This window comes from Actinomadura sp. NPDC049753, from assembly GCF_040674655.1.
GTDB lineage: Bacteria > Actinomycetota > Actinomycetes > Streptosporangiales > Streptosporangiaceae > Spirillospora > Spirillospora verrucosospora.
The window spans coordinates 50882-75522 of the sequence record NZ_JBFARL010000005.1 but is presented as its reverse complement, the minus strand read 5'-3'; the positions used below and the strand labels follow the sequence as shown (position 1 = coordinate 75522).

Annotated in this window: 36 protein-coding genes; 33 read left to right on the top strand and 3 right to left on the bottom strand. The window is 68.8% G+C overall.

The annotated features are described in order from the left end of the window. Window positions 1-75 precede the first annotated feature (75 nt). A complete protein-coding gene (locus AB0K37_RS02850; protein ID WP_363973803.1) occupies window positions 76-324 on the top strand; it encodes a hypothetical protein in 249 nt (82 codons plus the stop codon). Between the two features lie 60 nt (window positions 325-384). On the opposite strand, the gene AB0K37_RS02845 is transcribed toward AB0K37_RS02850, so the two are convergent. Continuing rightward, window positions 385-1593, bottom strand: coding sequence for a CU044_5270 family protein (locus tag AB0K37_RS02845; protein WP_363973800.1), 1209 nt, complete (start codon window positions 1591-1593; stop codon window positions 385-387). A 3-nt stretch (window positions 1594-1596) separates the two neighbouring features. After that, complete coding sequence (locus AB0K37_RS02840) at window positions 1597-2160, bottom strand: sigma-70 family RNA polymerase sigma factor (RefSeq protein WP_363973797.1); 564 nt, start codon at window positions 2158-2160, stop codon at window positions 1597-1599. A 541-nt stretch (window positions 2161-2701) separates the two neighbouring features. On the opposite strand from AB0K37_RS02840, the gene AB0K37_RS02835 reads away from it, so the two are divergent. Then, a complete protein-coding gene (locus tag AB0K37_RS02835) occupies window positions 2702-2968 on the top strand; it encodes a hypothetical protein (RefSeq protein ID WP_363973794.1) in 267 nt (88 codons plus the stop codon). Between the two features lie 306 nt (window positions 2969-3274). On the opposite strand, the gene AB0K37_RS02830 is transcribed toward AB0K37_RS02835, so the two are convergent. Then, the gene (locus AB0K37_RS02830) at window positions 3275-3637 is read right to left on the bottom strand and encodes a hypothetical protein (RefSeq protein ID WP_363973791.1); all 363 of its coding nucleotides are present in this window, start codon (window positions 3635-3637) and stop codon (window positions 3275-3277) included. 114 nt (window positions 3638-3751) lie between these two features. On the opposite strand from AB0K37_RS02830, the gene AB0K37_RS02825 reads away from it, so the two are divergent. The 31 genes from AB0K37_RS02825 (at window position 3752) to AB0K37_RS02675 (ending at window position 24640) form a co-directional block, all read left to right on the top strand. Then, a complete protein-coding gene (locus AB0K37_RS02825; protein WP_363973789.1) occupies window positions 3752-4732 on the top strand; it encodes an aldo/keto reductase in 981 nt (326 codons plus the stop codon). 242 nt (window positions 4733-4974) lie between these two features. Beyond that, on the top strand, window positions 4975-6483 hold the full coding sequence (locus AB0K37_RS02820; RefSeq protein WP_363973786.1) for a hypothetical protein: 1509 nt from the start codon (window positions 4975-4977) through the stop codon (window positions 6481-6483). Window positions 6484-7022: 539 nt separating this feature from the next. Next, on the top strand, window positions 7023-7397 hold the full coding sequence (rpsL, locus tag AB0K37_RS02815; RefSeq protein ID WP_021597495.1) for a 30S ribosomal protein S12: 375 nt from the start codon (window positions 7023-7025) through the stop codon (window positions 7395-7397). Continuing rightward, window positions 7397-7867: a 30S ribosomal protein S7 gene (rpsG, locus tag AB0K37_RS02810; RefSeq protein WP_067806994.1), complete on the top strand. Its 471-nt coding sequence runs from the start codon at window positions 7397-7399 to the stop codon at window positions 7865-7867. The genes rpsL and rpsG overlap by 1 nt, the downstream gene beginning before the upstream one ends. Window positions 7868-7910: 43 nt before the next feature. Beyond that, the gene (gene fusA, locus AB0K37_RS02805) at window positions 7911-10022 is read left to right on the top strand and encodes an elongation factor G (protein WP_363973782.1); all 2112 of its coding nucleotides are present in this window, start codon (window positions 7911-7913) and stop codon (window positions 10020-10022) included. 82 nt (window positions 10023-10104) lie between these two features. Further along, entirely contained in the window at window positions 10105-11298 is a 1194-nt protein-coding gene (tuf, locus tag AB0K37_RS02800; protein ID WP_363973779.1) for an elongation factor Tu, read from the top strand. A 108-nt stretch (window positions 11299-11406) separates the two neighbouring features. Continuing rightward, window positions 11407-11715 carry a 30S ribosomal protein S10 gene (rpsJ, locus tag AB0K37_RS02795; RefSeq protein ID WP_018657599.1) on the top strand — a complete coding sequence of 103 codons (309 nt, stop codon included), beginning with the start codon at window positions 11407-11409 and terminating at the stop codon, window positions 11713-11715. A 15-nt stretch (window positions 11716-11730) separates the two neighbouring features. Beyond that, window positions 11731-12381 carry a 50S ribosomal protein L3 gene (gene rplC / locus AB0K37_RS02790; protein WP_179845942.1) on the top strand — a complete coding sequence of 217 codons (651 nt, stop codon included), beginning with the start codon at window positions 11731-11733 and terminating at the stop codon, window positions 12379-12381. Continuing rightward, window positions 12378-12980: a 50S ribosomal protein L4 gene (gene rplD / locus AB0K37_RS02785; RefSeq protein ID WP_363973776.1), complete on the top strand. Its 603-nt coding sequence runs from the start codon at window positions 12378-12380 to the stop codon at window positions 12978-12980. Before rplC ends, rplD begins: the two co-directional genes overlap by 4 nt. A gap of 12 nt (window positions 12981-12992) precedes the next feature. Then, the gene (rplW, locus tag AB0K37_RS02780) at window positions 12993-13292 is read left to right on the top strand and encodes a 50S ribosomal protein L23 (RefSeq protein WP_173394922.1); all 300 of its coding nucleotides are present in this window, start codon (window positions 12993-12995) and stop codon (window positions 13290-13292) included. A gap of 45 nt (window positions 13293-13337) precedes the next feature. Next, window positions 13338-14171 (top strand): 50S ribosomal protein L2, encoded by an 834-nt coding sequence (rplB, locus tag AB0K37_RS02775; protein WP_089314947.1) that lies wholly within the window; start codon window positions 13338-13340, stop codon window positions 14169-14171. A 12-nt stretch (window positions 14172-14183) separates the two neighbouring features. Beyond that, window positions 14184-14465 (top strand): 30S ribosomal protein S19, encoded by a 282-nt coding sequence (rpsS, locus tag AB0K37_RS02770; RefSeq protein WP_363973772.1) that lies wholly within the window; start codon window positions 14184-14186, stop codon window positions 14463-14465. A 40-nt stretch (window positions 14466-14505) separates the two neighbouring features. After that, window positions 14506-14889: a 50S ribosomal protein L22 gene (gene rplV, locus AB0K37_RS02765; protein WP_179845945.1), complete on the top strand. Its 384-nt coding sequence runs from the start codon at window positions 14506-14508 to the stop codon at window positions 14887-14889. Beyond that, complete coding sequence (rpsC, locus tag AB0K37_RS02760; protein WP_363973768.1) at window positions 14889-15737, top strand: 30S ribosomal protein S3; 849 nt, start codon at window positions 14889-14891, stop codon at window positions 15735-15737. Before rplV ends, rpsC begins: the two co-directional genes overlap by 1 nt. A 7-nt stretch (window positions 15738-15744) precedes the next feature. After that, a complete protein-coding gene (gene rplP, locus AB0K37_RS02755; protein ID WP_089314943.1) occupies window positions 15745-16164 on the top strand; it encodes a 50S ribosomal protein L16 in 420 nt (139 codons plus the stop codon). Next, window positions 16164-16403 (top strand): 50S ribosomal protein L29, encoded by a 240-nt coding sequence (gene rpmC, locus AB0K37_RS02750; RefSeq protein WP_089314942.1) that lies wholly within the window; start codon window positions 16164-16166, stop codon window positions 16401-16403. Before rplP ends, rpmC begins: the two co-directional genes overlap by 1 nt. Beyond that, the gene (gene rpsQ / locus AB0K37_RS02745) at window positions 16400-16672 is read left to right on the top strand and encodes a 30S ribosomal protein S17 (RefSeq protein WP_345176381.1); all 273 of its coding nucleotides are present in this window, start codon (window positions 16400-16402) and stop codon (window positions 16670-16672) included. Before rpmC ends, rpsQ begins: the two co-directional genes overlap by 4 nt. Before the next feature lie 110 nt (window positions 16673-16782). Next, window positions 16783-17151, top strand: a complete 369-nt coding sequence (gene rplN / locus AB0K37_RS02740) for a 50S ribosomal protein L14 (protein WP_021596728.1) — start codon at window positions 16783-16785, stop codon at window positions 17149-17151. Next, entirely contained in the window at window positions 17151-17459 is a 309-nt protein-coding gene (gene rplX / locus AB0K37_RS02735; RefSeq protein ID WP_141580642.1) for a 50S ribosomal protein L24, read from the top strand. The genes rplN and rplX overlap by 1 nt, the downstream gene beginning before the upstream one ends. Before the next feature lie 5 nt (window positions 17460-17464). Further along, a complete protein-coding gene (gene rplE, locus AB0K37_RS02730) occupies window positions 17465-18040 on the top strand; it encodes a 50S ribosomal protein L5 (protein WP_185028472.1) in 576 nt (191 codons plus the stop codon). A gap of 2 nt (window positions 18041-18042) precedes the next feature. Then, a complete protein-coding gene (locus AB0K37_RS02725; protein WP_018657585.1) occupies window positions 18043-18228 on the top strand; it encodes a type Z 30S ribosomal protein S14 in 186 nt (61 codons plus the stop codon). 146 nt (window positions 18229-18374) lie between these two features. Next, window positions 18375-18773, top strand: a complete 399-nt coding sequence (gene rpsH / locus AB0K37_RS02720) for a 30S ribosomal protein S8 (RefSeq protein WP_089314938.1) — start codon at window positions 18375-18377, stop codon at window positions 18771-18773. A gap of 16 nt (window positions 18774-18789) precedes the next feature. Further along, a complete protein-coding gene (rplF, locus tag AB0K37_RS02715; protein WP_363973760.1) occupies window positions 18790-19326 on the top strand; it encodes a 50S ribosomal protein L6 in 537 nt (178 codons plus the stop codon). 2 nt (window positions 19327-19328) lie between these two features. Continuing rightward, window positions 19329-19715, top strand: coding sequence for a 50S ribosomal protein L18 (gene rplR, locus AB0K37_RS02710; protein WP_173394929.1), 387 nt, complete (start codon window positions 19329-19331; stop codon window positions 19713-19715). Window positions 19716-19746: 31 nt separating this feature from the next. Further along, window positions 19747-20370: a 30S ribosomal protein S5 gene (rpsE, locus tag AB0K37_RS02705; RefSeq protein WP_149259522.1), complete on the top strand. Its 624-nt coding sequence runs from the start codon at window positions 19747-19749 to the stop codon at window positions 20368-20370. Further along, window positions 20367-20549 carry a 50S ribosomal protein L30 gene (gene rpmD / locus AB0K37_RS02700; protein ID WP_021596720.1) on the top strand — a complete coding sequence of 61 codons (183 nt, stop codon included), beginning with the start codon at window positions 20367-20369 and terminating at the stop codon, window positions 20547-20549. The genes rpsE and rpmD overlap by 4 nt, the downstream gene beginning before the upstream one ends. A 1-nt stretch (window position 20550) precedes the next feature. Then, window positions 20551-21036 (top strand): 50S ribosomal protein L15, encoded by a 486-nt coding sequence (gene rplO / locus AB0K37_RS02695; protein ID WP_363973756.1) that lies wholly within the window; start codon window positions 20551-20553, stop codon window positions 21034-21036. 227 nt (window positions 21037-21263) lie between these two features. After that, window positions 21264-22559 carry a preprotein translocase subunit SecY gene (gene secY, locus AB0K37_RS02690; protein ID WP_363973835.1) on the top strand — a complete coding sequence of 432 codons (1296 nt, stop codon included), beginning with the start codon at window positions 21264-21266 and terminating at the stop codon, window positions 22557-22559. Beyond that, window positions 22559-23209, top strand: a complete 651-nt coding sequence (locus AB0K37_RS02685; protein ID WP_149258925.1) for an adenylate kinase — start codon at window positions 22559-22561, stop codon at window positions 23207-23209. Before secY ends, AB0K37_RS02685 begins: the two co-directional genes overlap by 1 nt. A gap of 129 nt (window positions 23210-23338) precedes the next feature. Continuing rightward, window positions 23339-24166 carry a type I methionyl aminopeptidase gene (gene map, locus AB0K37_RS02680; protein WP_363973752.1) on the top strand — a complete coding sequence of 276 codons (828 nt, stop codon included), beginning with the start codon at window positions 23339-23341 and terminating at the stop codon, window positions 24164-24166. Between the two features lie 27 nt (window positions 24167-24193). Beyond that, window positions 24194-24640, top strand: coding sequence for a DUF1707 domain-containing protein (locus AB0K37_RS02675; protein ID WP_363973749.1), 447 nt, complete (start codon window positions 24194-24196; stop codon window positions 24638-24640). The last annotated feature ends 1 nt before the right edge of the window (window position 24641 follow it).

The window sequence follows — 24641 nt, the reverse complement described above, 5'->3', positions numbered from 1 at the left end:
TTGTCGGGTTTTGGGGTGTTGGGGGACGGGGAGGAACGCCTTCGTTGCCTGCAGAACGCGACGGGGAGAGAGCTGATGAAGAAGGTCATGACCGGGGCACTGATCGCCGCAGTGGTCGGGATCGGGGGAGTGGGCGGCGCGGCCGTCGCCCAGGCCTCCGGCCCCGCCGACCAGACCACGCGCCAGGACTGCCGCACCTACTCCAGCGTCAAGGAGTGCGGCCAGCCGAAGCTGAACGACAAGCAGCGCGCGTGCGTGACCTCGTCGGTCCAGCAGGGCATGACCGAACGCCGCGCCACGGTGGAGTGCTCAGCCTTCGCATAAGAGAGCCGCTGGGGAAAGGGGCCCGCTCTGGGGGGAGCGGGCCCCTTGGCGTTGCCGGGGTCAGCGCGGCGGCCGCGCGTCGGTCCATCCGGCGATCTCGAAGGCCCGGTAGGCGGCGACCTCGCCGGGCTTGTGGAACCGGTCGGGCATGTCCTTCGCCCTCAGCGCGCGCGGCCGGCCGTTGTCACCCGTGGGAAGCGGCTTGCTGCCGTGCGGTGGCCTCACCACGAGGTCGCGGATGGCCAGAAGGGAACCGGTGGCGGGGTCGACGATGAACTGGCGCCGGTAGGTGCCGAGCTGCCTCGGGGCGATGAACATGCCGAGCGGCGCGGTGGTCGACAGCGGCAGCGACACCACCGTCCCGGGGCGGCCGAGCGGGTCGGTGGTCCGGCCCTCGGGCCTGACGCCGGGCAGGTCGGCGAGCATCCGGAACACCGCCGCGCGCACCTTGGGCGGCGCGGGCGCGGTGGACAGCAGATCCCCGGCGACATCGCTCAGAGCCCGCACACGCTCCTGCCCCCGCAAGGCACGGATCGGCTCCTCCCTCTCGCCGTTCCTGGAGACGGCGTGCCAGTGCCCCTTGAGCCCCAGCAGCCTCTCCTTCAGCGCCTTCGGCTCCGTGGGCAGCTCGGTGAGCTGCTTCATGGTCATGCCGTCGAATTCGCCTTCTTCCGGCATCCAGTTCCGTCCTGCCCCCGCGGACACCAGGTCGAGGTACACGGTCTGCCCCGTGCCCTCAGGGTCCGGGATCGGGACCATCTTGGGGGACCCCGCCGCCTCCCACTTCCGCTTGTCCTGGGCGGTGACCGGGACGTCGGCGAACTCGACGTGGGCGCTGCGCCCCTTGCCGTCCGGGCCGTACCAGGCCTCGTTGCCCTGCCTGGAGTCCACCTTGTAGTGGTTCGGGGCGCTCTTGCCGACCGCGTAGATCTCCCCCATGACGGTCCTGGTGTGCCAGTACCTGCCGGTGGGCGCCTTCAGCGCGTTGGTTGCGGCGACCAGCAGCGCATTGCCCTTCAGCGGGACGGTGTTCTCCACGCGCGGGTCGCGGGCGGGGGCGCCGTCCCCGGTGGAGACGACGGCGGCGACCGCCCCGGCGGCCACGGCGGCCGCCGCCGCCACGCTCACCAGCTGGATCCGCAGACGGCGCCGGGGCCGGGGGCGCGCCGCGCCGCCGTCCCGCCAGTCGATGCGCTGGGCGAGCCGCTCCGGAGGCTCCTCCACGGCGAGACCCGTCCGCATCTGCCGCAGGGCGTCGATTTCATCCATGCTCTACTCCTCGGAGAGGGCCTTGCGCAGCTTGGCCCGGCTTCGGTGGATCTTGGCCTTGACGGTGCCGACCGGCAGACCGAGCGTCACCGCGATCTCGGCGTAGGACATCTCGCCCCACGCCAGCAGCAGGACGGCGTTGCGGTCCTGCGCGCCCAGCGAGGCCAGCGCCCGCGCCAGGCCGGGACCGCACGCCGCCGCGGAGGCGCGCTCGCTCGCCCTGTCGGCGACACCGTCCTCCGCGGGGTCGGCGCCGGTGCGGGCGAACGCCCGGTACATGCGGGTCTCGTGGCGATGGTGCTTGGCGATCAGGTTGCTGGCGATGCCCCACAACCAGGCGCCGAACTCGGCGCGGCCGTCGTACCTGTCGCGCCGCCGGAACGCGGTCGCGAACGCCTCCGCGACCACGTCATCGGCCAGGGACCCGCCGAGGCGCCGCCTGACGTAGGCGTGGAGCCGCGGCGAGTGGCGGCGGAACAGCTCGCCGAAGGCTTCGGGGTCGTCCAGGGAAGCGGCGACGATCCGCGAATCGTCCAGCTCGTCCCTGGCGTGGCTCACCATGGCCATAGGCGTCTTCTCATAAGGTGCGGTCTCCGTGTCCCAGGGGGAGGTGCTGACACCCCCTCTATCCCGAACCCCGCCTCCGGGTTGCGCCTATTCACCCTCCGCCTGCCCTCCGGCCGCGGGACCAGGTCTACGCGTCCGAGGACGGCTTGGCCGTCAGCCGGCTGTAGGCGAGCTGCGAGGAATCGACCTTCACGGCGACCGCGCGCCGGCCGGGCGTGTAGGACAGGTAGACCTGCCCCATGCCGCCGCCCGGCCGCGCTCGCAGCGCGTAACCGGTGACGGTTCGCGGATCGTCACCGTCCAGGGAGCGAATCCGCCCCCGGACACTCCTCCCGCCAACCCCTCGCTGACGACGCTACGCCCGCCACGGGCGATCGAGAACGCCTCTCAGGGGCGTCCGGCCCGATGGCCGCAAGCGGGCGTCAGACAAGCTCAGGCTTGCGGGGACGGAGTACGCGAGGACTGTCCCACTCGCGAGAAGCAAACGAAATCGGGCGATGCCGTCTCGACGGCTGCGTCGCCCTTGCCAGGAGGAGCTCTCATGAGCCAACTGCAACCCGCCTTGCGGATCGACCGCGTCACCGGCAACAACGCCGCGGAGCTCGACGCGGAGATCGAACGGCACGCGCGCGCGTTCTTCGGCACGGACGCCGATCTGGCGTTCCCCGACCGCTACCACGCGAAGCGGCAGGACCAGCGGTTCAGCCACTCGAAGCTGTACGAGGTCAAGGGAGTGACCGTTCGGCGTCGCTGGTCCGGCCCTCCACCCGGTGGCCCCTCGCGTGCGCGAGGGGCCGCTCTGCCGTGAGTCCGGCTTCCCGCCGCCAACGCACGGGTGGGCTCGTCCTCACCATGGCCATAGGCGTCTTTTCATGGAGTGCGGTCTCCGTATGCCGCCGGATCGCCCCGGACGCGCTCGCTGAAGGGCGGCGGGGGGACCGCGCAAGGCGTCCAGCATGTACGCGTGGCAGTTCGCCAAGGGCAGTCCGGCCCCCGCACAGTGCTGCGGAGGCCGGTGGGTGAGGGCGATTGCCGTGCTGTTCAGAAGGCGGCACTCACCATGATCGCTTCCGTGGCCGGAGCCGCGGTCGCCATCTTCTCAGCCTCCTCCGGATCAGGTGGTGAGCCGGCGGATGGCTTCCTCGTGCTCAGAACGGGTGGAGCGCTTCTGGGCGTACTGAGTCATGTCGACTCCCCGCCGCGAAGCGTCGACGGCTTCCTCGGCAGTGGCCCCTCCCGCCCCCATCGCGGTGAGGACACCGTCCCGGCGGTCTCGGTCGACCTGGTCGATCGCCCGGGTTGCTTCGGCCGGATCGATACCGGCATCGGCCGCCACCTCAAGGGCGGCCTTCTTTGACAAGCGCATCTTGCCGTGTCCCTTCTTTGCGTTGCGATGTGTTGAGCGACCAGGTCGCTCAACGGTGACCGTCCGCAAGTTCGATGCGGAACTGACACAGCCTTGCATGAACGGCGTCACGCTGTGCCATGTCGCCAGAGGCAACCTTGTCGCCCTCGACCGCTGGGGCACACGATGTCCCGGTGATCACCGGGGCGGCGGGGCATCGTGGAGAACGTTGAGAGGAGACAGGCCATGGAACAGGTGCGGCTCGGGAAGACCGGGATGAAGGTCTCGCGGATCTGCCTCGGCATGATGAGCTACGGCGATCCGGCGGTGCGGCCGTGGGCCCTGGACGAGGACGCGGCGGAGCCGATCGTCCGGCGGGCCGTGGAGGGCGGTGTCACGTTCTTCGACACCGCCGACGTGTACTCGACGGGTGTCAGCGAGCAGGTGACCGGGCGGCTTCTGCCGAAGTTCTTCCCCCGCCGGGACGACTACGTGCTGGCGACCAAGGTGTGCCTCCCCATGGGAGACGGCCCGAACGACCAGGGACTGTCGCGCAAGCACATCATGGCGGGCATCGACGCGTCCCTCACGCGTCTCGGCACCGACTACGTCGACCTGTACCAGATTCACCGCTGGGACTACGGGACGCCCATCGAGGAGACCATGGAGGCACTGCACGACGTTGTGAAGTCGGGCAAGGCCCGCTACATAGGGGCGTCCAGCATGTACGCCTGGCAGTTCGCCAAGGCGCAGCACGTCGCCGACAAGCACGGCTGGACGAAGTTCGTGGCCATGCAGAATCACTACAACCTTGTCTACAGGGAAGAGGAGCGGGAGATGATTCCGCTCTGCCTCGACCAGGGGGTGGGCGTCATCCCGTGGAGCCCGCTCGCGCGGGGGATGCTCGCGGGCAACCGTGAGAGGGGCGGCGAGCGCAAGACCGTCCGGTCCCGGAACGACTCCTACGGCGACAGCCTGTACGAGGAATCGGACTTCGATGTCGTGGACGCCGTGCGCGCGGTCGCGGCGGAACGGGGCGTCCCGGCGGCGCAGGCGGCGCTCGCGTGGCTGCTCGCCAAGCCGGGGGTGACCGCGCCGATCGTGGGAGCGACGAAGCTCACTCACATGGACGACGCGATCGCCGCGGCGGACCTCCGGCTGGAGGACGCGGAGATCGACCGGATGCAGGCCCCGTACCGGCCACACCGCGTTATCGGGCATTCCTGACGTATCCGGCGGAGGTCGCCTCCGGGGCGGAACGCTCCGGAGGCGTCCCGCGTCTATCAGGGGTGGTGATTTGCGATACCACCGGCGATCGGGGCAGGCTGGTGGCGAGAACGCCCACGCATGGCAAGCCCGCCAGGTGGGGACATGGGTGACAAGGTTCGGAGGCCGCGTTATGCGCCGCGCGTCTCCGGACTTCCGGGAGCTGAGGAGCCCCGGGACGACGGCGCTGAAGGAGCCCGACGATGACCGAGAACGACGGCACGCAGGGACCGCAGCGCCCGATGCCGGAGGATGAGGGACACCCCAGGCCGCCGGAGGGCCAGGAGCCCCCCGCCCGGCCGCTGGGTGACCGCACCGTGGTGTTCGGTGCTCCGCAGTTGGGCGGCCGGTCCCCGGCACAGCCGGCGCAGCCCCGCGACGAGGAGCGGCAGGCGCCCGCCCCGCCGCCCCCCACGATGGTCGAACAGCCGATGCAGCAGTTCGGTGAGCAGCCCCCGCCCCCGCCCTCCTACGGCGCCCCGCAGGAGCAGCAGCCCCAGTACGGGCAGCAGCCGCAGATGCCCTACGGCACGCCTCCCGGGCCGGGTGGATTCCCGCCTCCGCAGGAGCAGCAGCCCCAGTACGGGCAGCCGCAGCAGTACGAGCAGGCGCAGTACGGGCAGCAGCCGGATCAGTCCCCGTACGGGCAGCAGCCCGAGCAGCAGTACGGGCAGCAGCCTCCGCAGCAGCAGTCCGGGTACCCGCAGCAGCCGATGCACGGCGCGCCCCAGGACCAGCAGCCGCAGTACGGCCAGCCCCAGTACGGCGAGCAGTCCCCGCGCCCCGCGCAGCCGCAGGAGGGCGGGACGGACCGGACGCTGATCGTCCCGGGTCCGGCCGGCGGCGCGCCCGAGCAGCCGCAGCGGCCGGTGGTGGACGACCAGGCGACGCTGCACTGGTCGCCCGGCACCGACATCCCCGTGGCCACCGGCCCCGAGCGCAGGCAGGAGCCCCCGGCCGAGCCGTGGCAGGCCCCGACGCCTCCGTCCACGCCCGAGCCGTGGTCGCCGGAGTCGTCCCAGCCCGGCGGACAGCAGGGACAGGCCGACCACGAGCGGACGATGATGGTCCCGCCGCCCGAGTCCGGCTACGGCGCCGGAGGGCAGCAGACCGGTCCCTCGGTGGACGACCTGTACCGTCCGCCCGGCGAGGGCAATGTTGAGGACGCGCGCCCGACCGAGGCGTTCGACCCGTCCGCCGCCTCCCAGGGGCGCCACGCCGCCGAGTCGCCCGGCATGGCCGAGCACACACGGCTTGACATCGGCCAGCAGCAGTGGGGCCAGCAGCAGGCGCAGCAGCCGGGCTACGGCCAGCAGCAGGGCTACGGTCAGGGCGGCGAGCAGCAGGGTTACGGTCAGCAGCAGTTCGGTGAGCAGGGCCAGCAGCAGGGCCAGCAATACGGACAGCAGCAGTACGGCCAGCAGCAGCAGGGCTACGGCGAACAGCAGGGCTACGGTCAGCAGCAGTACGGCCAGCCCGGCGGCGAGCAGGGCCAGCAGCAGGGCCAGCAGTTCGGACAGCAGCAGTACGGCCAGCAAGGACAAGGCCAGCACGGTCAGCCCCAGCAGTACGGTCAGCAGGGGCAGTACGGCCAGCCGTCCACCTACGGCGGCGAAGAAGGCAAGGGCAACAAGAACACGCTCCTGCTGGTCGGCGGCGCCGTCGCCGCCGTGGTGATCATCGTCGTGCTGGTGGTCGCCTTCGTCCTGTAGGACGCGAAACTCCCAAAACGCGAGACGGCCGGGACGCAAAAGCTGCTCCACGACTTCCCCAAAAGTGGGAACGTGGGTCACAATGCAGCAGAGGCGCCCCGGCCGTCGACGGCCTGGGCCCCGCGATCCCGTGCGACGCCAGGTGCGAGCGAAGCGAGAACCTGAACGCGCGGCGCGCCGCCGGGCGAGACCAAGCGATGCGGCGCTGCTGCGAGCACGGCTCTTCTCCTCGCTTTGCACTTTGGCGGAGCGGTCGGTAACCTCTTCACTTGTGCCCGCTGTGTGCGGGCCGCTATGCGTGCGTGTCGGCGAGGCCGGTCGGCCGGCCCCAGCGCGCCGCATCTACTCCCCGGCTTGATTCGGCCCAGTTAGGGCCGGGCGGTCTGTGTCGGTTTCGCGCGGTTGAATTTCCGTGAGGTGGCGACACGCCCGACCGCGTGGGTCGGAGAGGTCGGGAAACCGGCAGGTCACAGCCTCACCTGAGGTGGTGATTGCAGCAATAGGACTTACCGGCTCGGTACGAGGAAGACGGAGACGCGGTGCCCACGATCCAGCAGCTGGTCCGCAAGGGCCGCCAGGACAAGGTGACCAAGAACAAGACGCCCGCGCTCAAGGGCAGCCCCCAGCGCCGGGGCGTCTGCACGCGCGTCTACACCACGACGCCAAAGAAGCCGAACTCCGCGCTCCGGAAGGTCGCCCGTGTCCGGCTGACCAGCGGGATCGAGGTCACGGCCTACATCCCCGGCGTCGGCCACAACCTGCAGGAGCACTCGATCGTGCTCGTGCGCGGCGGCCGTGTGAAGGACCTCCCCGGCGTTCGGTACAAGATCATCCGCGGTTCCCTCGACACCCAGGGCGTCCGGAACCGCAAGCAAGGGCGCAGCCACTACGGCGCGAAGAAGGAGAAGAGCTGATGCCGCGCAAGGGCCCCGCTGGCAAGCGCCAGCTGATCGCTGACCCGGTGTACAACTCGCCGCTGGTCACCGCGCTCATCAACAAGGTTCTCCTGGACGGCAAGCGCTCCATCGCGCAGAGCATCGTGTACGACGCCCTGGAGGGCGCCCGCGAGAAGACCGGCAACGACCCGGTCGTCACGCTTAAGCGCGCGCTCGACAACGTCAAGCCCACCCTGGAGGTGCGCAGCCGCCGCGTCGGTGGCGCGACCTACCAGGTCCCCGTCGAGGTGCGGCCGGCTCGCAGCACCACCCTCGCCCTGCGCTGGCTGGTGCTCTACGCCCGGCAGCGCCGTGAGAAGACCATGACCGAGCGGCTGATGAACGAGCTGCTCGACGCGAGCAACGGTCTTGGCGCGTCTGTCAAGAAGCGCGAGGACACGCACAAGATGGCGGAGTCCAACAAGGCCTTCGCCCACTACCGCTGGTAATCCCGGCGGATCTGCAACGACGAGAGACGACGCGAGGACGGCAGTGGCTACCAAAACCGGTGTAGACCTGGCCAAGGTCCGCAACATCGGGATCATGGCCCATATCGACGCGGGCAAGACCACCACGACCGAGCGCATCCTGTACTACACGGGGATGAGCTACAAGATCGGCGAGGTCCACGACGGCGCCGCCACCATGGACTGGATGGAGCAGGAGCAGGAGCGGGGGATCACCATCACCTCCGCCGCCACCACCTGCGAGTGGCCCGTCGACGACGTCAAGCACACGATCAACATCATCGACACCCCCGGCCACGTCGACTTCACCATCGAGGTGGAGCGCAACCTGCGGGTGCTCGACGGCGCGGTCGCGGTGTTCGACGGGGTCGCCGGCGTGGAGCCCCAGTCCGAGACGGTGTGGCGCCAGGCCGACCGGTACGGCGTGCCGCGCATGTGCTTCGTCAACAAGCTCGACCGGGTCGGCGCGGAGTTCCACCGCTGCGTCGACATGATCGAGAACCGGCTCAACGCGACGCCGCTGGTGCTGCAGCTCCCGATCGGCGCCGAGGCCGACTTCAAGGGCGTCGTCGACCTCGTCCGGATGAAGGCCCTCCTGTGGAACGAGGAGGCCAAGCTCGGCGAGATGTACGACACCCTCGACATCCCCGAGTCGCACGCCGAGACGGCCCGCGAGTGGCACGACAAGCTCGTCGAGACCCTCGCGGAGAACGACGACGAGATCATGGAGCTGTACCTGGAGGGCAACGAGCCCACCGTGGAGCAGCTGCACGACGGCATCCGGCGCGCGACGATCGCCGCGAAGCTCACCCCGGTGACCTGCGGCACGGCCTTCAAGAACAAGGGCGTGCAGCCGCTGCTGGACGCGATCGTCCGCTACCTGCCCTCGCCGCTGGACGTGGAGGCCATCGAGGGCCACGCCGTCCGCGACGAGGAGAAGGTCCTCATCCGCAAGCCGAGCGAGGACGAGCCGTTCTCCGCGCTCGCGTTCAAGATCGCGAGCGACCCGCACCTGGGCAAGCTCACCTTCGTGCGCGTCTACTCCGGTGTCCTGGAGTCCGGCGCGAACGTGATGAACTCCGTCAAGGAGCGCAAGGAGCGCATCGGCAAGATCTACCGGATGCACGCCAACAAGCGCACCGAGATCGAGCGCGCGGGCGCCGGCGACATCGTCGCGGTGATGGGTCTCAAGCAGACCACCACCGGTGAGACGCTGTGCGACGACAAGAACCCGATCGTGCTGGAGTCGATGAACTTCCCGGCGCCGGTGATCCACGTCGCGATCGAGCCGAAGACCAAGGCCGACCAGCAGAAGCTGGGCACCGCCATCCAGCGGCTGGCCGAGGAGGACCCCTCCTTCCAGGTCCGCACGGAGGAGGACACCGGCCAGACCGTCATCTCGGGCATGGGCGAGCTCCACCTGGAGATCCTCGTCGACCGGATGAAGCGGGAGTTCAAGGTCGACGCCAACGTCGGCAAGCCGCAGGTCGCCTACCGCGAGACGATCACCCGCAAGGTCGAGAAGGTCGAGTACACCCACAAGAAGCAGACGGGTGGCTCGGGCCAGTTCGGCCGCGTGATCATCGACCTGGAGCCGCTCGGCGGCGGGTCGGACGGCTACGAGTTCGAGAACAAGGTCACCGGTGGCCGTATCCCGCGGGAGTACATCCCCTCGGTCGACACGGGCTGCCAGGAGGCCGCGGAGTTCGGGGTCCTCGCCGGCTACCCGATGGTGGGCGTCAAGGTCACCCTGCAGGACGGCGCCTACCACGAGGTCGACTCGTCGGAGATGGCGTTCAAGGTCGCCGGTTCCATGGCGTTCAAGGAGGCCGCCCGCAAGGCGTCCCCCACGCTGCTGGAGCCGATGATGTCCGTCGAGGTCACCACGCCCGAGGACAACATGGGCGACGTGATCGGCGACCTCAACAGCCGTCGCGGTCAGGTCCAGTCCATGGACGAGCGGCATGGCATGCGCGTCATCAAGGCGCTCGTGCCTCTGTCCGAGATGTTCGGCTACGTGGGTGATCTGCGCAGCAAGACCCAGGGCCGGGCTGTCTTCACCATGCAGTTCGACTCCTACGCCGAGGTTCCCGGGAACGTCGCGCAGGAGATCATCGCCAAGGCGCGGGGCGAGTAAGCACCCGGGCCTGCCCACAGATCACCAAGACGTAAACGAAGCGGTCGTCTAGGCGGCCGAGGATCGCAACAAGGAGCAACCAGTGGCGAAGGCCAAGTTCGAGCGGACGAAGCCGCACGTGAACATCGGCACCATTGGACACATCGACCACGGTAAGACCACGCTTACCGCGGCGATCACCAAGGTGCTCCACGACAAGTACCCGGACCTCAACCCCTTCACGCCGTTCGAGGACATCGACAAGGCGCCGGAGGAGCGCGAGCGCGGCATCACGATCTCGATCGCGCACGTCGAGTACCAGACCGAGGCCCGGCACTACGCCCACGTGGACTGCCCGGGGCACGCCGACTACATCAAGAACATGATCACCGGTGCGGCGCAGATGGACGGCGCCATCCTGGTGGTCGCCGCCACCGACGGCCCGATGCCGCAGACCAAGGAGCACGTGCTCCTGGCCCGCCAGGTCGGCGTCCCCTACATCGTCGTCGCCCTGAACAAGTGCGACATGGTGGACGACGAGGAGATCCTGGAGCTCGTCGAGCTCGAGGTCCGCGAGCTGCTGTCGGAGTACGAGTTCCCGGGCGACGACGTCCCGGTCGTGCGCGTCTCCGCCTTCCAGGCGCTGCAGGGCGACGAGAAGTGGGCCGCGTCGATCGTCGAGCTGATGGACGCCGTCGACGAGAACGTGCCGGAGCCGGTGCGTGACACCGAGAAGCCGTTCCTGATGCCGATCGAGGACGTCTTCTCGATCACCGGCCGCGGCACCGTCGTGACCGGCCGCATCGAGCGCGGTGTCGTCAACGTCAACGAGACCGTCGACATCATCGGCATCAAGCCGGAGTCCACCTCGACCACCGTCACCGGCGTCGAGATGTTCCGCAAGCTGCTCGACCAGGGCCAGGCGGGCGACAACGTCGGCCTGCTCCTGCGCGGCATCAAGCGCGAGGACGTCGAGCGCGGCCAGTGTGTCATCAAGCCGGGCACGAACACCCCGCACACCGAGTTCGAGGCGCAGGTCTACATCCTGTCCAAGGACGAGGGCGGCCGGCACACGCCGTTCTTCAACAACTACCGTCCGCAGTTCTACTTCCGGACCACGGACGTCACCGGCGTGGTGAACCTCCCCGAGGGCACCGAGATGGTCATGCCGGGCGACAACACCGAGATGCGCGTCGAGCTGATCCAGCCCGTCGCCATGGAGGAGGGCCTGAAGTTCGCCATCCGTGAGGGTGGCCGGACGGTCGGCGCCGGTCGCGTCACCAAGGTCATCAAGTAGCACCTCTCGTCACACGGCGGCCCGGTCGTCGGGCAACCTCAACCGGGCCGCCGTGTCACGACCACTGAAGTAAACAGCGGCACTACAGCAAAGGACACCGAGGCCACCATGGCGGGACAGAAGATCCGCATCCGGCTCAAGGCCTACGACCACGAGGTCATCGACACCTCCGCGAAGAAGATCGTTGAGACGGTGACGCGGACGGGCGCCAAGGTCGCGGGCCCGGTGCCGCTGCCGACCGAGAAGAACGTGTACTGCGTCATCCGCTCGCCGCACAAGTACAAGGACAGCCGCGAGCACTTCGAGATGCGCACGCACAAGCGGTTGATCGACATCATCGACCCGACGCCCAAGACGGTCGACTCGCTGATGCGACTCGACCTTCCGGCCGGCGTTGACATCGAGATCAAGCTCTAAGGGACGCACCGAGAGATGAGTACGCAGAGGAAGGGCGTCCTGGGCGAGAAGCTCGGCATGACCCAGGTCTTCGACGATGAGGGCCGGATCGTTCCGGTGACCGTCGTCCAGGCCGGGCCGTGTGTCGTCACCCAGCTCAAGAGCCAGGAGAAGGACGGCTACACCGCCGTCCAGATCGGGTTCGGGCAGATCGACCCGCGCAAGGTGAACAAGCCGAGCACGGGTCACTTCGAGAAGGCCGGCGTCACGCCGCGCCGCTACCTCGTCGAACTGCGGGCCGACGACACCACCGAGTTCGAACTCGGCCAGGAGATCACCGCCAGCGTCTTCGAGGCCGGCCAGAAGATCGACGTTACCGGCACGAGCAAGGGCAAGGGCACCGCCGGTGTCATGAAGCGCCACGGCTTCAAGGGCCTCGGCGCCTCGCACGGCACCCAGCGCAAGCACCGCTCGCCGGGTTCGATCGGCGGCTGCGCGACCCCGGGTCGCGTCTTCAAGGGCCTCCGCATGGCGGGACGGCACGGCAACGCCCGTACCACCGTGCAGAACCTGACCGTCCACGCCATCGACGCGGAGAAGAACCTGCTGCTCATCAAGGGCGCGGTTCCCGGTCCCAACGGCGGCGTGGTGCTGGTCCGCGACGCAGTGAAGGGAGCGGGCAAGTGACTTCGAAGCTCGACATCGAACTGCCCGCCGAGGTCTTCGACGCGAAGACCAGCGTGCCGCTGATCCACCAGGTCGTGGTGGCGCAGCTGGCCGCGGCGCGCCAGGGCACGCACGCCACCAAGACCCGGGGCGACGTCTCCGGCGGTGGCAAGAAGCCGTACCGGCAGAAGGGCACCGGCCGCGCCCGTCAGGGCTCGACCCGCGCGCCCCAGTTCGCCGGCGGCGGCGTCGTCCACGGCCCGCAGCCGCGGGACTACTCGCAGCGGACGCCCAAGAAGATGAAGGCCGCCGCCCTGCGCGGCGCGCTGTCCGACCGCGCCCGGTTCGGCCGGGTGCACGTGGTCGACGGCCTCATCGAGGGCGACACCCCGAAGACGAAGACGGCGCTGAAGGCGCTGCGCGACGTCACCGCGGCCAAGCGCGTCCTGCTGGTCCTGGACCGCGAGGACGACGTGACCTGGAAGAGCCTGCGCAACGAGCCGAGCGTGCACGTGATCGTCTCCGACCAGCTCAACACGTACGACGTGCTGGTGAACGACGACGTCGTCTTCACGAAGACGGCGTACGACGAGTTCGTCTCGCGCGCGAAGAAGAAGTGAGGAGGGTCGCACATGAACAAGATCGCTGACCCCCGCGACATCATCATCGCGCCGGTCGTCTCGGAGAAGAGCTACGGGCTGCTGGACGAGAACAAGTACACGTTCGTCGTTCGCCCGGACGCCAACAAGACCCAGATCAAGCAGGCGGTCGAGTCGGTGTTCGGCGTCAAGGTGACGAGCGTGAACACGATCAACCGGCAGGGCAAGCGCAAGCGCACCCGGTTCGGCTACGGCAAGCGCAAGGACACCAAGCGCGCCATCGTCAGCCTGGCCGAGGGCGAGCGGATCGACATCTTCGGCGGCCCGGCCTAGACAGGCCAGGTCGTCCCGAAGACAGACAAGGGATGAACGAAAAAGATGGGCATCCGTAATTACAAGCCGACGACTCCGGGTCGTCGCGGGTCCAGCGTGGCCGACTTCGTCGAGGTCACGCGCCGCGAGCCCGAGAAGTCGCTGCTGCGTCCGCTCCCCAAGAAGGGCGGCCGCAACAACCACGGCCGCATCACGACCCGGCACCAGGGCGGCGGGCACAAGCGCGCGTACCGCGTGATCGACTTCCGCCGGCACGACAAGGACGGCGTTCCGGCCAAGGTCGCGCACATCGAGTACGACCCGAACCGCACCGCGCGGATCGCGCTGCTGCACTACGCGGACGGCGAGAAGCGCTACATCCTCGCCCCGCGCGGTCTGCGCCAGGGCGACCGGGTGGAGAACGGGCCGGGCGCGGACATCAAGCCGGGCAACTGCCTTCCGCTGCGCAACATCCCGACCGGTACGGTCGTGCACGCCATCGAGCTGCGCCCCGGCGGCGGCGCCAAGATCGCCCGCAGCGCGGGCGCCGGCGTCCAGCTGCTGGCCAAGGAGGGCAAGTACGCCACGCTGCGCATGCCCTCCGGCGAGATGCGGATGGTGGACGTGCGCTGCCGCGCGACGGTCGGCGAGGTCGGCAACGCCGAGCAGTCGAACATCAACTGGGGCAAGGCCGGCCGCATGCGGTGGAAGGGCAAGCGCCCGACCGTCCGCGGCGTGGCCATGAACCCGATCGACCACCCGCACGGTGGTGGTGAGGGCAAGACCTCCGGTGGCCGGCACCCGGTGAACCCGGCCGGCAAGAAGGAAGGCCGCACTCGCCAGGCGAACAAGTCGAGCGACCGGCTGATCGTCCGTCGTCGCAGCAAGAAGAAGCGGTAGGAGTCGCTCGTCATGCCACGTAGCCTGAAGAAGGGCCCGTTCGTGGACGACCACCTCATGAAGAAGGTGGACGTGCAGAACGAGAAGGGCACCAAGAACGTCATCAAGACGTGGTCGCGGCGCTCCATGATCGTGCCGGACATGATCGGTCACACGATCGCCGTGCACGACGGCCGCAAGCACGTCCCGGTGTTCATCACCGACTCGATGGTGGGACACAAGCTCGGCGAGTTCGCGCCGACGCGCACGTTCCGCAGCCACGTCAAGGAAGACCGCCGCAGCCGCCGAGGCTGAGCAGGCAGAGCAGTTAGCACGTAGGAGAGAGGGAACAGCGATGGAAGCCAGGGCCCAGGCGCGGTTCATCCGCGTCACGCCCAGGAAGGCCCGCCGCGTGGTGGACCTCATCCGCGGCCTGCCTGCCGCGGAGGCTCAGGCGGTGCTGCGGTTCGCCCCCCAGGCAGCGAGTGAGCCGGTGGGCAAGGTGCTGGCGAGTGCCATCGCCAACGCCGAGCACAACTTCAAGCTCGACTCGGGGACGCTCGTCGTCAGTCGCGCGTGGGTGGACGAGGGGCCGACGCTGAAGCGTTTCCGCCCCCGCGCCCAGGGCCGGGCTTACCGCATCAACAAGCGCACGAGCCACATCACCGTGGTCGTGGAGTCGCGAGACGACGCTGTGGCCGCGTCCGGCGGCGGTAAGAAGACGAGGAGGGCCCGGTAGTGGGTCAGAAGATCAACCCGCACGGGTTCCGGCTCGGCATCACCACCGACCACAAGTCCGTGTGGTTCGCCGACAAGCTCTACAAGGACTACGTCAAGGAAGACGTCCAGATCCGGCGCATGCTGCAGAAGGGCATGGACCGGGCGGGCATCTCCAAGGTGGAGATCGAGCGGACCCGTGACCGTGTCGAGGTCAACATCCACACCGCCCGGCCGGGCATCGTCATCGGCCGTCGCGGCGCGGAGGCCGAGCGCCTGCGCGGCGACCTGGAGAAGCTGACCGGCAAGCAGGTCCGGCTGAACATCCTCGAGGTCAAGAACCCCGAGATCGACGCGCAGCTCGTCGCGCAGGGCGTGGCCGAGCAGCTGTCCAGCCGCGTCGCGTTCCGCCGCGCCATGCGCAAGGCGATCCAGTCCGCGATGAAGTCGGGCGCCAAGGGCATCAAGGTCCAGTGCGGCGGCCGTCTCGGCGGCGCCGAGATGTCGCGGTCGGAGTTCTACCGCGAGGGCCAGGTCCCGCTGCACACGCTGCGCGCCGACATCGACTACGGGTTCTACGAGGCCCGGACGACGTTCGGCCGCATCGGCGTCAAGGTGTGGATCTACAAGGGCGAGGCCGCGCAGACGCGCGCCGAGCGCGAGCAGCAGGCCGCGCAGCAGCGTGCCGCGGGCGGCGGCGGTGGCCGCGAGCGCCGCGGTGAGCGTCGCGGCGGCGGCCGCGGCGGTCGCGGTGGCCGTGGCGGCGCCGGTGGCGCCGGCGGCGGCCGTGGCGGCGAGCAGAAGCAGCAGCAGGGTTCCGAGCAGCCGGCGCCGACCGCCGAGGCTGCTCCGCAGGGTGAGGGGAGCTGAGTAACCGATGCTGATCCCTCGCAAGGTCAAGCACCGCAAGCAGCACCACCCGAAGCGCCGCGGCATGGCCAAGGGCGGCACGAGGGTGACGTTCGGCGAGTACGGCATCCAGGCCGTCGAGAGCGCGTACGTGACCAACCGGCAGATCGAGGCCGCGCGTATCGCCATGACCCGCCACATCAAGCGCGGCGGCAAGGTCTGGATCAACATCTTCCCGGACCGTCCGCTGACCAAGAAGCCCGCCGAGACCCGCATGGGCTCCGGTAAGGGCTCCGTGGAGTGGTGGGTGGCGAACGTCAAGCCGGGCCGCGTGCTGTTCGAGATCTCCTACCCGAACGAGCAGGTCGCTCGGGAGGCGCTCACCCGCGCGATCCACAAGCTCCCCATGAAGTGCAAGATCGTGAAGCGAGAGGTGGGTGAGTCCTGATGGCCAAGGGTCTTACCGCCGACGACCTGCGGACCGAGCCCGAGGACGTCCTGGTCACCAAGCTCAAGGAGGCCAAGGAGGAGCTGTTCAACCTCCGCTTCCAGGCCGCCACCGGCCAGCTTGAGAGCCACGGGCGGCTGCGCACCGTCAAGCGCGAGATCGCCCGCATCTACACCGTGATGCGGGAGCGCGAGCTCGGCATCGTGACGGTCGAGGACGCCGCGGAGGGCAACGAATGACCGAGCAGACGACCGAGCAGCGGACCAGCCGCAAGATCCTTGAGGGTCTGGTGGTCAGCGACAAGATGGACAAGACCGTGGTCGTGTCCGTCGAGGACCGCGTGAAGCACCCCAAGTACCACAAGGTGATCCGCCGCACGAAGAACTACAAGGCGCACGACGAGGCCAACGAGTGCGGCGTCGGCGACCGCGTCCGTCTCATGGAGACCCGCCCGCTGTCCGCCACCAAGCGGTGGCGCGTGGTGGAGATCCTCGAGAAGGCCAAGTAGGGCCGCAGGCCCGCGGGACGCAGTCCCGCTATTGACCACAGTCTGGTTCCACCAGGCTCGGCGCCCGCGAAGGGGGCGCCGAGAACCGGTGTGACGAACAGGAGTTAGACGTGATCCAGCAGGAGTCGCGACTCAAGGTCGCCGACAACACGGGTGCGAAGGAGATCCTTTGCATCCGGGTTCTCGGCGGCTCGGGTCGGCGCTACGCGGGAGTCGGCGACATCATCGTCGCGACGGTGAAGGACGCCCTTCCCGGCGCCGGCGTGAAGAAGGGTGACGTCGTCAAGGCGGTCGTCGTGCGCACCCGCAAGGAGCGCCGGCGCCCGGACGGCTCCTACATCCGCTTCGACGAGAACGCCGCCGTCCTCATCAAGGACGGCGGCGACCCCCGCGGCACCCGTATCTTCGGCCCGGTGGGCCGCGAACTGCGCGAGAAGAAGTTCATGCGCATCATCTCGCTCGCGCCGGAGGTGCTCTGATGAAGATCCGCAAGGGCGACGAGGTCATCGTCATCGCCGGCAAGGACAAGGGCGCGACGGGCAAGGTCCTGCGCGTCATCCCCCGCGAGGAGCGGGTCGTCGTCGAGGGCGTCAACCTCATCACCAAGAACATCAAGGCCGACCAGCAGCGTGCCGGCAAGGAGAGCGGTCGCGTCACGGTCGAGGCGCCGCTGCACGTCAGCAACGTCGCGATCGTCGAGGACGGCAAGCCGGCACGGGTCGGTTACCGCACCAACGACGACGGCACGAAGGTTCGGATCTCGCGCCGTAGCGGTAAGGAGATCTGAGACCGATGACCGAGACCGTTACCGAGCGTCCCGTGCCGACGCCGAGGCTGAAGCTGCGCTACCGCGAGGAGATCGCGGGCCAGATGCGCGAGCAGTTCGGCTACGCCAACGTCATGCAGATCCCCTCGCTGACCAAGATCGTGGTCAACATGGGGGTCGGCGACGCGGCCAAGGACGCCAAGCTGATCGAGGGCGCGATCCGCGACCTGGCGGCGATCACCGGGCAGAAGCCCGCGGTGAACCGGGCCCGCAAGTCCATCGCGCAGTTCAAGCTGCGCGAGGGCATGCCGATCGGCGCGCACGCCACGCTGCGCGGCGACCGGATGTGGGAGTTCCTGGACCGCCTGCTCGCCACGGCGCTGCCCCGTATCCGCGACTTCCGCGGGCTGTCGCCGAAGCAGTTCGACGGCAACGGCAACTACACCTTCGGGCTGACCGAGCAGGTCATGTTCCACGAGGTCGACCCCGACAAGATCGACCGCTCGCGGGGCATGGACATCACGGTCGTGACGTCCGCGAAGACCGACGACGAGGGCCGGGCGCTGCTCAAGCTCCTGGGCTTCCCCTTCAAGGAGAGCTGAGCATGGCGAAGAAGTCGCTGATCGCCAAGGCGGCGCGGAAGCCGAAGTTCGGCGTGCGCGCGTACACTCGGTGCTCGCGCTGCGGGCGTCCGCGCTCCGTCTACCGGAAGTTCGGCCTGTGCCGCGTGTGCTTCCGGGAGATGGCCCACCGCGGCGAGCTGCCTGGCATCACGAAGTCCAGCTGGTGACCGCGTCCCCGGAGCGCGGCTCCGGGGGCGGCGGAAGCCGGCCTGTAATGACCAACCGGGCGCCTGAGAGGGCGTCCACGACCGCGCCAAAGGTCCACGGGCCGCATCAACCCGAGGAAACCGTGGCGAGGGAGGGCCAGTAGGCCATGACGATGACCGACCCGATCGCAGACATGCTGACGCGTCTGCGTAACGCGAATTCGGCGTACCACGACTCGGTGGCGATGCCGTACTCGAAGATCAAGGCGCACATCGCCGAGATCCTCCAGCAGGAGGGCTACATCTCGGGCTGGACCGTGGAGGACGCCGAGGTCGGCAAGAAGCTCCTGATCGAGCTGAAGTTCGGCCCGACCCGCGAGCGTTCGATCGCCGGCATCAAGCGCGTCTCGAAGCCGGGTCTGCGTGTGTACGCGAAGAAGGACAACCTGCCGAAGGTCCTGGGCGGGCTGGGCGTCGCGATCATCTCGACGTCCTCGGGCCTGATGACGGACCGTCAGGCCGGCAAGCGCGGAGTGGGCGGGGAAGTCCTCGCCTACGTCTGGTGAGGGGAGGGCACTTCTAATGTCTCGTATCGGACGTCTCCCCATCAGCGTGCCCAGCGGTGTCGAGGTCAAGCTCGAAGGCCGCGAGGTCACCGTCAAGGGCCCGAAGGGCACGCTCTCGCACACCGTCGCCGACCCCATCGAGGTCAGCCAGGAGGACGGCAAGCTCGTCGTCTCCCGGCCCAATGACGTCAACAAGGTGCGCGGCCTGCACGGGCTCACCCGGACGCTGATCAACAACATGGTCGTCGGCGTCACCGACGGCTACAAGAAGACCCTGGTCATCCAGGGCGTCGGCTACCGGGTGGTGGCCAAGGGCAAGAACGTGGAGTTCTCGCTCGGCTACAGCCACCCGATCCCGTTCGAGGCGCCGGAGGGCATCACCTTCACGGTGGAGAAGCCGACGCAGCTCGTCGTCGAGGGCATCGACAAGCAGCTCGTCGGTGAGATCGCCGCCCGCATCCGCAAGCTGCGCAAGCCCGACCCGTACAAGGGCAAGGGCGTGCGCTACGAGGGCGAGCAGATCCGCCGCAAGGTCGGAAAGGCTGGTAAGTAGTCATGGCAGGCACCAAGACCCTGGCCGGCAAGGCCACGAGCGGTCGCCAGCTTGCTCGCAAGCGCCGGCACCTGCGGGTCCGCAAGAAGGTCGTGGGCACCGCCGCGCGGCCGCGCCTGGTCGTGACCCGCTCCAGCCGGCACGTGTTCGTCCAGGTCATCGACGACGACAAGGGCCACACGCTGGCCAGCGCGTCGACGATGGAGGCGGACCTGCGCGCCGACTCCGGCGACAAGACGGCCAAGTCCCGCAAGGTCGGCGAGCTCGTCGCCGAGCGGGCCAAGCAGGCCGGCGTCCACGCGGTCGTGTTCGACCGCGGCGGCAACAAGTACCACGGCCGCATCGCCGCTGTCGCGGACGGTGCGCGTGAGGGGGGCCTGGAGCTCTGATGGCCCTTTACAAGGTGAACGAGAGGAACCACTGATGGCAGCGCAGAGGCGTGGTGGCGGTCAGGGTGGCGACCGTCGCGACCGCCGCGACGACCGCCGCGGTGGCGCCGACAAGGGCCAGTCGTACATCGAGAAGGTCGTGGCGATCAACCGTGTCGCCAAGGTCGTCAAGGGCGGGCGTCGCTTCAGCTTCACCGCCCTGGTGATCGTCGGTGACGGCAACGGCACCGTCGGCGTCGGCTACGGCAAGGCCAAGGAGGTGCCCGCGGCGATCGCCAAGGGCGTCGAGGAGGCCAAGAAGCACTTCTTCAAGGTGCCGCGGATCCAGGGCACGATCCCGCACCTGGTGCAGGCGCGCGACGCGGCGGGCGAGGTCCTGCTCCGTCCGGCCAGCCCCGGTACCGGCGTCATCGCCGGCGGCCCGGTGCGCGCGGTCCTGGAGTGCGCCGGCATCCACGACGTGCTGAGCAAGTCGCTGGGCAGCGACAACGCGATCAACATCGTGCACGCCACGATCGCGGGTCTGAAGTCGCTGAAGCGTCCCGAGGAGATCGCGGCCAAGCGCGGCCTGCCGATCGAGGACGTCGCCCCGGCGGCCATGCTGCGCGCGCGTGCCGCGGGCAGCGAGCCGAGGGCGGAGGTCGCGTCGTCGTGAGCAACCTGAAGATCACGCAGACCAAGTCCGTGATCAGCGAGAAGCAGAACCAGCGTGACACGCTGCGCACCCTGGGCCTGAAGAAGATCGGGCAGAGCGTGGTCCGCGAGGACCGCCCCGAGGTGCTCGGCATGATCCGGACGGTGGCGCACCTGGTCACCGTCGAGGAGGTCGACTGACATGGCGGCTGATCTCGGTAAGGACTCCGCCGCGGAGACCGAGGGCGCCCCGCTGAAGGTGCACGACCTGCGTCCGGCCCCCGGCGCCAACAAGGCCAAGACCCGCAAGGGCCGCGGCGAGGCGTCCAAGGGCAAGACCGCCGGTCGCGGCACCAAGGGCACCAAGGCCCGCAGCACCGTCCCCGTCGGTTTCGAGGGCGGCCAGATGCCCCTGATCCGCCGGGTTCCGAAGCTCAAGGGCTTCAAGAACCCGAACCGGGTCGAGTTCCAGGTCGTGAACCTGGACAAGCTCGCCGCGCTCTACCCCGAGGGCGGCGAGGTCACGGCGGAGGACCTGGCGGCCAAGGGCGCGGTGCGCCGCGGCCGTCCGGTCAAGATCCTCGGCACGGGCGACATCTCCGTCGCGGTCCAGGTGAAGGCGCACGCCTTCTCCGGCGCCGCCAAGGAGAAGATCGCCGCCGCCGGCGGATCCGCCGACGAGCTGTAAGAAGGACACCTGATGCCGGGGCCGCCTCCGCATGAGGCCCGGGGCCGTGAGGCCACCGGGTCCGGCGGGGCGGCCCCGGTGTCATCTGCTGTTAGAGTCACACGAGCGAAGGTACTCCGCGTGAGATTGCGCACTCTGCCGTCACACCGGGTATTCTCCGCCCGAACTCATGGACCTGAAACCGCCCCCTCGGCGGCCATGAACCAGCCAGTCGCGCAGGAGGAATGGTGCTGACCGCGTTCGCTCGGGCTTTCCGTACGCCTGACCTGCGTAAGAAAATCCTTTTCACGTTGTTTATGATCGTGGTGTTCAGGATCGGTTCGATCCTGCCGACGCCCAACGTGAACGTGAAGGTGCTGAAGGAGACCGCGGACGCGGCCAAGGACAGCAGCCAGCTTTACGGCCTGGTCGACCTGTTCAGCGGCGGCGCGCTGCTGAAGCTGTCGGTCTTCGCGCTCGGCATCATGCCGTACATCACGGCCAGCATCATCCTGCAGCTGCTGACGGTGGTGATCCCCCGGCTGGAGGCCCTGAAGAAGGAGGGCCAGGCCGGTACGACGAAGATCACCCAGTACACCCGGTACCTGACGGTCGGGCTGGCGATCCTGCAGGCGACCGGCATCGTCGCGATGGCGAGCACGGGCCAGTTGTTCCAGGGCATCTCCGGCAGCGGCGACATCCTGTACGACAAGGGTATCTTCCCGATCATCACTATGGTGATCATTATGGTGGCGGGCACGACCGTCATCATGTGGCTGGGCGAGCTGGTCACCGACCGCGGCGTCGGCAACGGCATGTCGATCCTGATCTTCACCCAGGTGGTGGCGGTCTTCCCCGCCCAGTTCTGGAGCATCTACAAGACCAAGAACGGGTTCGTCTTCGCGATCGTGATCCTGGTGGGTCTGGCGATCATGGCCGGGGTCGTGTTCGTCGAGCAGGCGCAGCGGCGCATCCCCGTCCAGTACGCCAAGCGGATGGTGGGACGCCGCATGTACGGCGGCACGTCGACCTACATCCCGCTGAAGGTCAACCAGGCCGGCATCATCCCGATCATCTTCGCGTCCTCGCTGCTCTACCTGCCGGTTCTGGCCACCCAGTTGTGGCCCAACACGAAGTGGCTGCAGAAGGTGCAGCCCTATCTCCAGCAGGACAACGCCTGGCACATGGGGATCTTCTTCGTCTTCATCATCTTCTTCACGTACTTCTATGTGGCGATCACCTTCAACCCCACTGAAGTCGCCGACAACATGAAGAAGTATGGTGGATTCATCCCAGGTATCCGTCCTGGTCGGCCGACTGCCGAGTACCTCGACTTCGTGCTGACCCGGATCACCACACCCGGTGCGCTCTACCTGGGGCTCGTGTCCCTCATCCCGATGGTCGCCTTCGCACTCATGAAGGCGAGCTCGGACTTCCCGTTCGGCGGCACGAGCATCCTCATCGTCGTCGGCGTCGGACTGGATACCGTGAAGCAGATCGAGAGTCAGCTCCAGCAGCGCAACTACGAGGGCTTCCTCCGGTAGTGCGTATCGTCCTGGTGGGCCCCCCGGGTGCGGGCAAGGGGACGCAGGCCCAGTTCATCGCATCTCATCTGTCGGTCCCGAAGATCTCGACAGGTGACATCTTCCGCGCGAACGTCAGCGGCGGGACGCCGCTCGGCCGGCAGGCCAAGCAGTACATGGACCGCGGCGACCTCGTCCCCGACGAGGTCACGATCGCGATGGTCCGCGACCGGCTCGGCGAGGACGACGCCCGCGACGGCTTCCTGCTGGACGGGTTCCCGCGGAACGTCCCGCAGGCCGAGACGCTGAAGAAGATCCTCGCCGAGTGGGACACCCGCCTCGACATCGTGCTGGAACTCGTCGTCGACGAGGACGAGGTCGTCCGGCGGCTGTCGGGCCGGCGCACCTGCGACAAGTGCGGCCGGATCTGGCACGTCGACTTCGACGACAAGCAGGACGACATCTGCGACGACTGCGGCGGTCACCTGTTCCAGCGGGACGACGACAAGGAAGAGGTCGTCATGCACCGCCTGGAGGTGTACCGGCACGACACGGCGCCGCTGGTGCAGTTCTACGCCGACGAGAACATCCTCGTCGGCATCGACGCGACGGGACCGGTCGAAGAGGTCACCAAGCGCGCCCTCACCGCGCTGCGCCCGCTGGAGAAATGACGGGCAGGCCGGAGAGGTCGACGGGTTCACTGGAGAAGTGACGGCCCCCGGTGGGGTCGTGGGCGCGGACGCGGGTGATCCCGCGTCCGCGCGGCCGTTTTCGGCGCGAGGACCGGTGCAAGGGGAGAGATGTTCAAACGGCGCAGACTCATGATCCAGATGAAGACCGCGGAGCAGGTCGAGCTGATGCGCACGGCGGGTCTGCTCGTCGGCCGGACGCTGGAGCTGCTGCGCGCGGCCGCCAAGCCGGGCATGAGCACCCTGGACCTGGACGCGCTCGCCGAGGAGCACATCCGCGACAACGGCGGCGTCCCGTCGTTCAAGGGCTACCACGGCTTCACGGGGACGATCTGCGCGTCGGTCAACGAGGAGATCGTGCACGGCATCCCGCGGGCGGACAAGATCCTGCGCGAGGGCGACGTGCTGTCCATCGACTGCGGCGCGATCGTGGAGGGCTGGCACGGCGACGCGGCGATCACGGTCCCGGTGGGGGAGATCACCGACGAGGAGCGGCGGCTGCTGGAGGTCACGGAGGAGTCCCTGTGGCGCGGCCTCGCGGCCGGGCGCGCCGGCGCCCGCCTCACGGACATCTCCCATGCGATCGAGTCCCACATCCGCTCTCAGGGGCGCTACGGCATCGTCGAGGGCTACGGCGGCCACGGCATCGGGACCGAGATGCACATGGACCCGCTGATCCCCAACCACGGCGCGCCCGGGCACGGGCCCGTCCTGGAACCGGGCATGTGCTTCGCGGTGGAGCCGATGGTGAACCTCGGCACGAAGGAGACCGCCGAGCTCGACGACGGCTGGACGGTCGTGACGACCGACGGGCGCTCCTCGGCGCACTTCGAGCACACGTTCGCGGTCACGGCGGACGGCCCCCGCGTCCTGACGGCGCTCGACGAGGGCCGCGACCGGTTCGCGAAGCTCGGATCCGCGCCGCAGAATGGAGAGTGAAGGCAGGTCCTGAGGAGCGGAGGAGCGATGGCGCCGAACCCTGAGATCCGGGCGTCGGACGCCGACCGCGACCGGGTGGCCGCGAGTCTGCGCGAGCACTGCGCGGAGGGCCGGATCACGATGGACGAGCTGCAGGAGCGGCTGGACGCGGTCTACGGCGCCAGGACGCTCGGGCAGCTCCAGGAGGTCACGTCCGACCTGCCGGAGGAGGACCTGTACCAGCTCCCGGTCCCCGCGACGCAGAGCAAGGGCACCGCGTCGCCGGCGCGGCGGCCGTCGGGCGGCCTCGAACCGCAGCGGATGGCGGCGATGTGGGGCGCCTGGGCGACGGTCAGCGCGATCAACCTGACGGTGTGGCTGATCATCCTGGTGACGTCGGGCGCGGTCTACCCGTGGTGGATCTGGGTGGCGGGCCCGTGGGGCGCCGTCCTGCTGATGCGCACGGTCTTCGGCGGGCGCCAGGGCGACCGCTGAC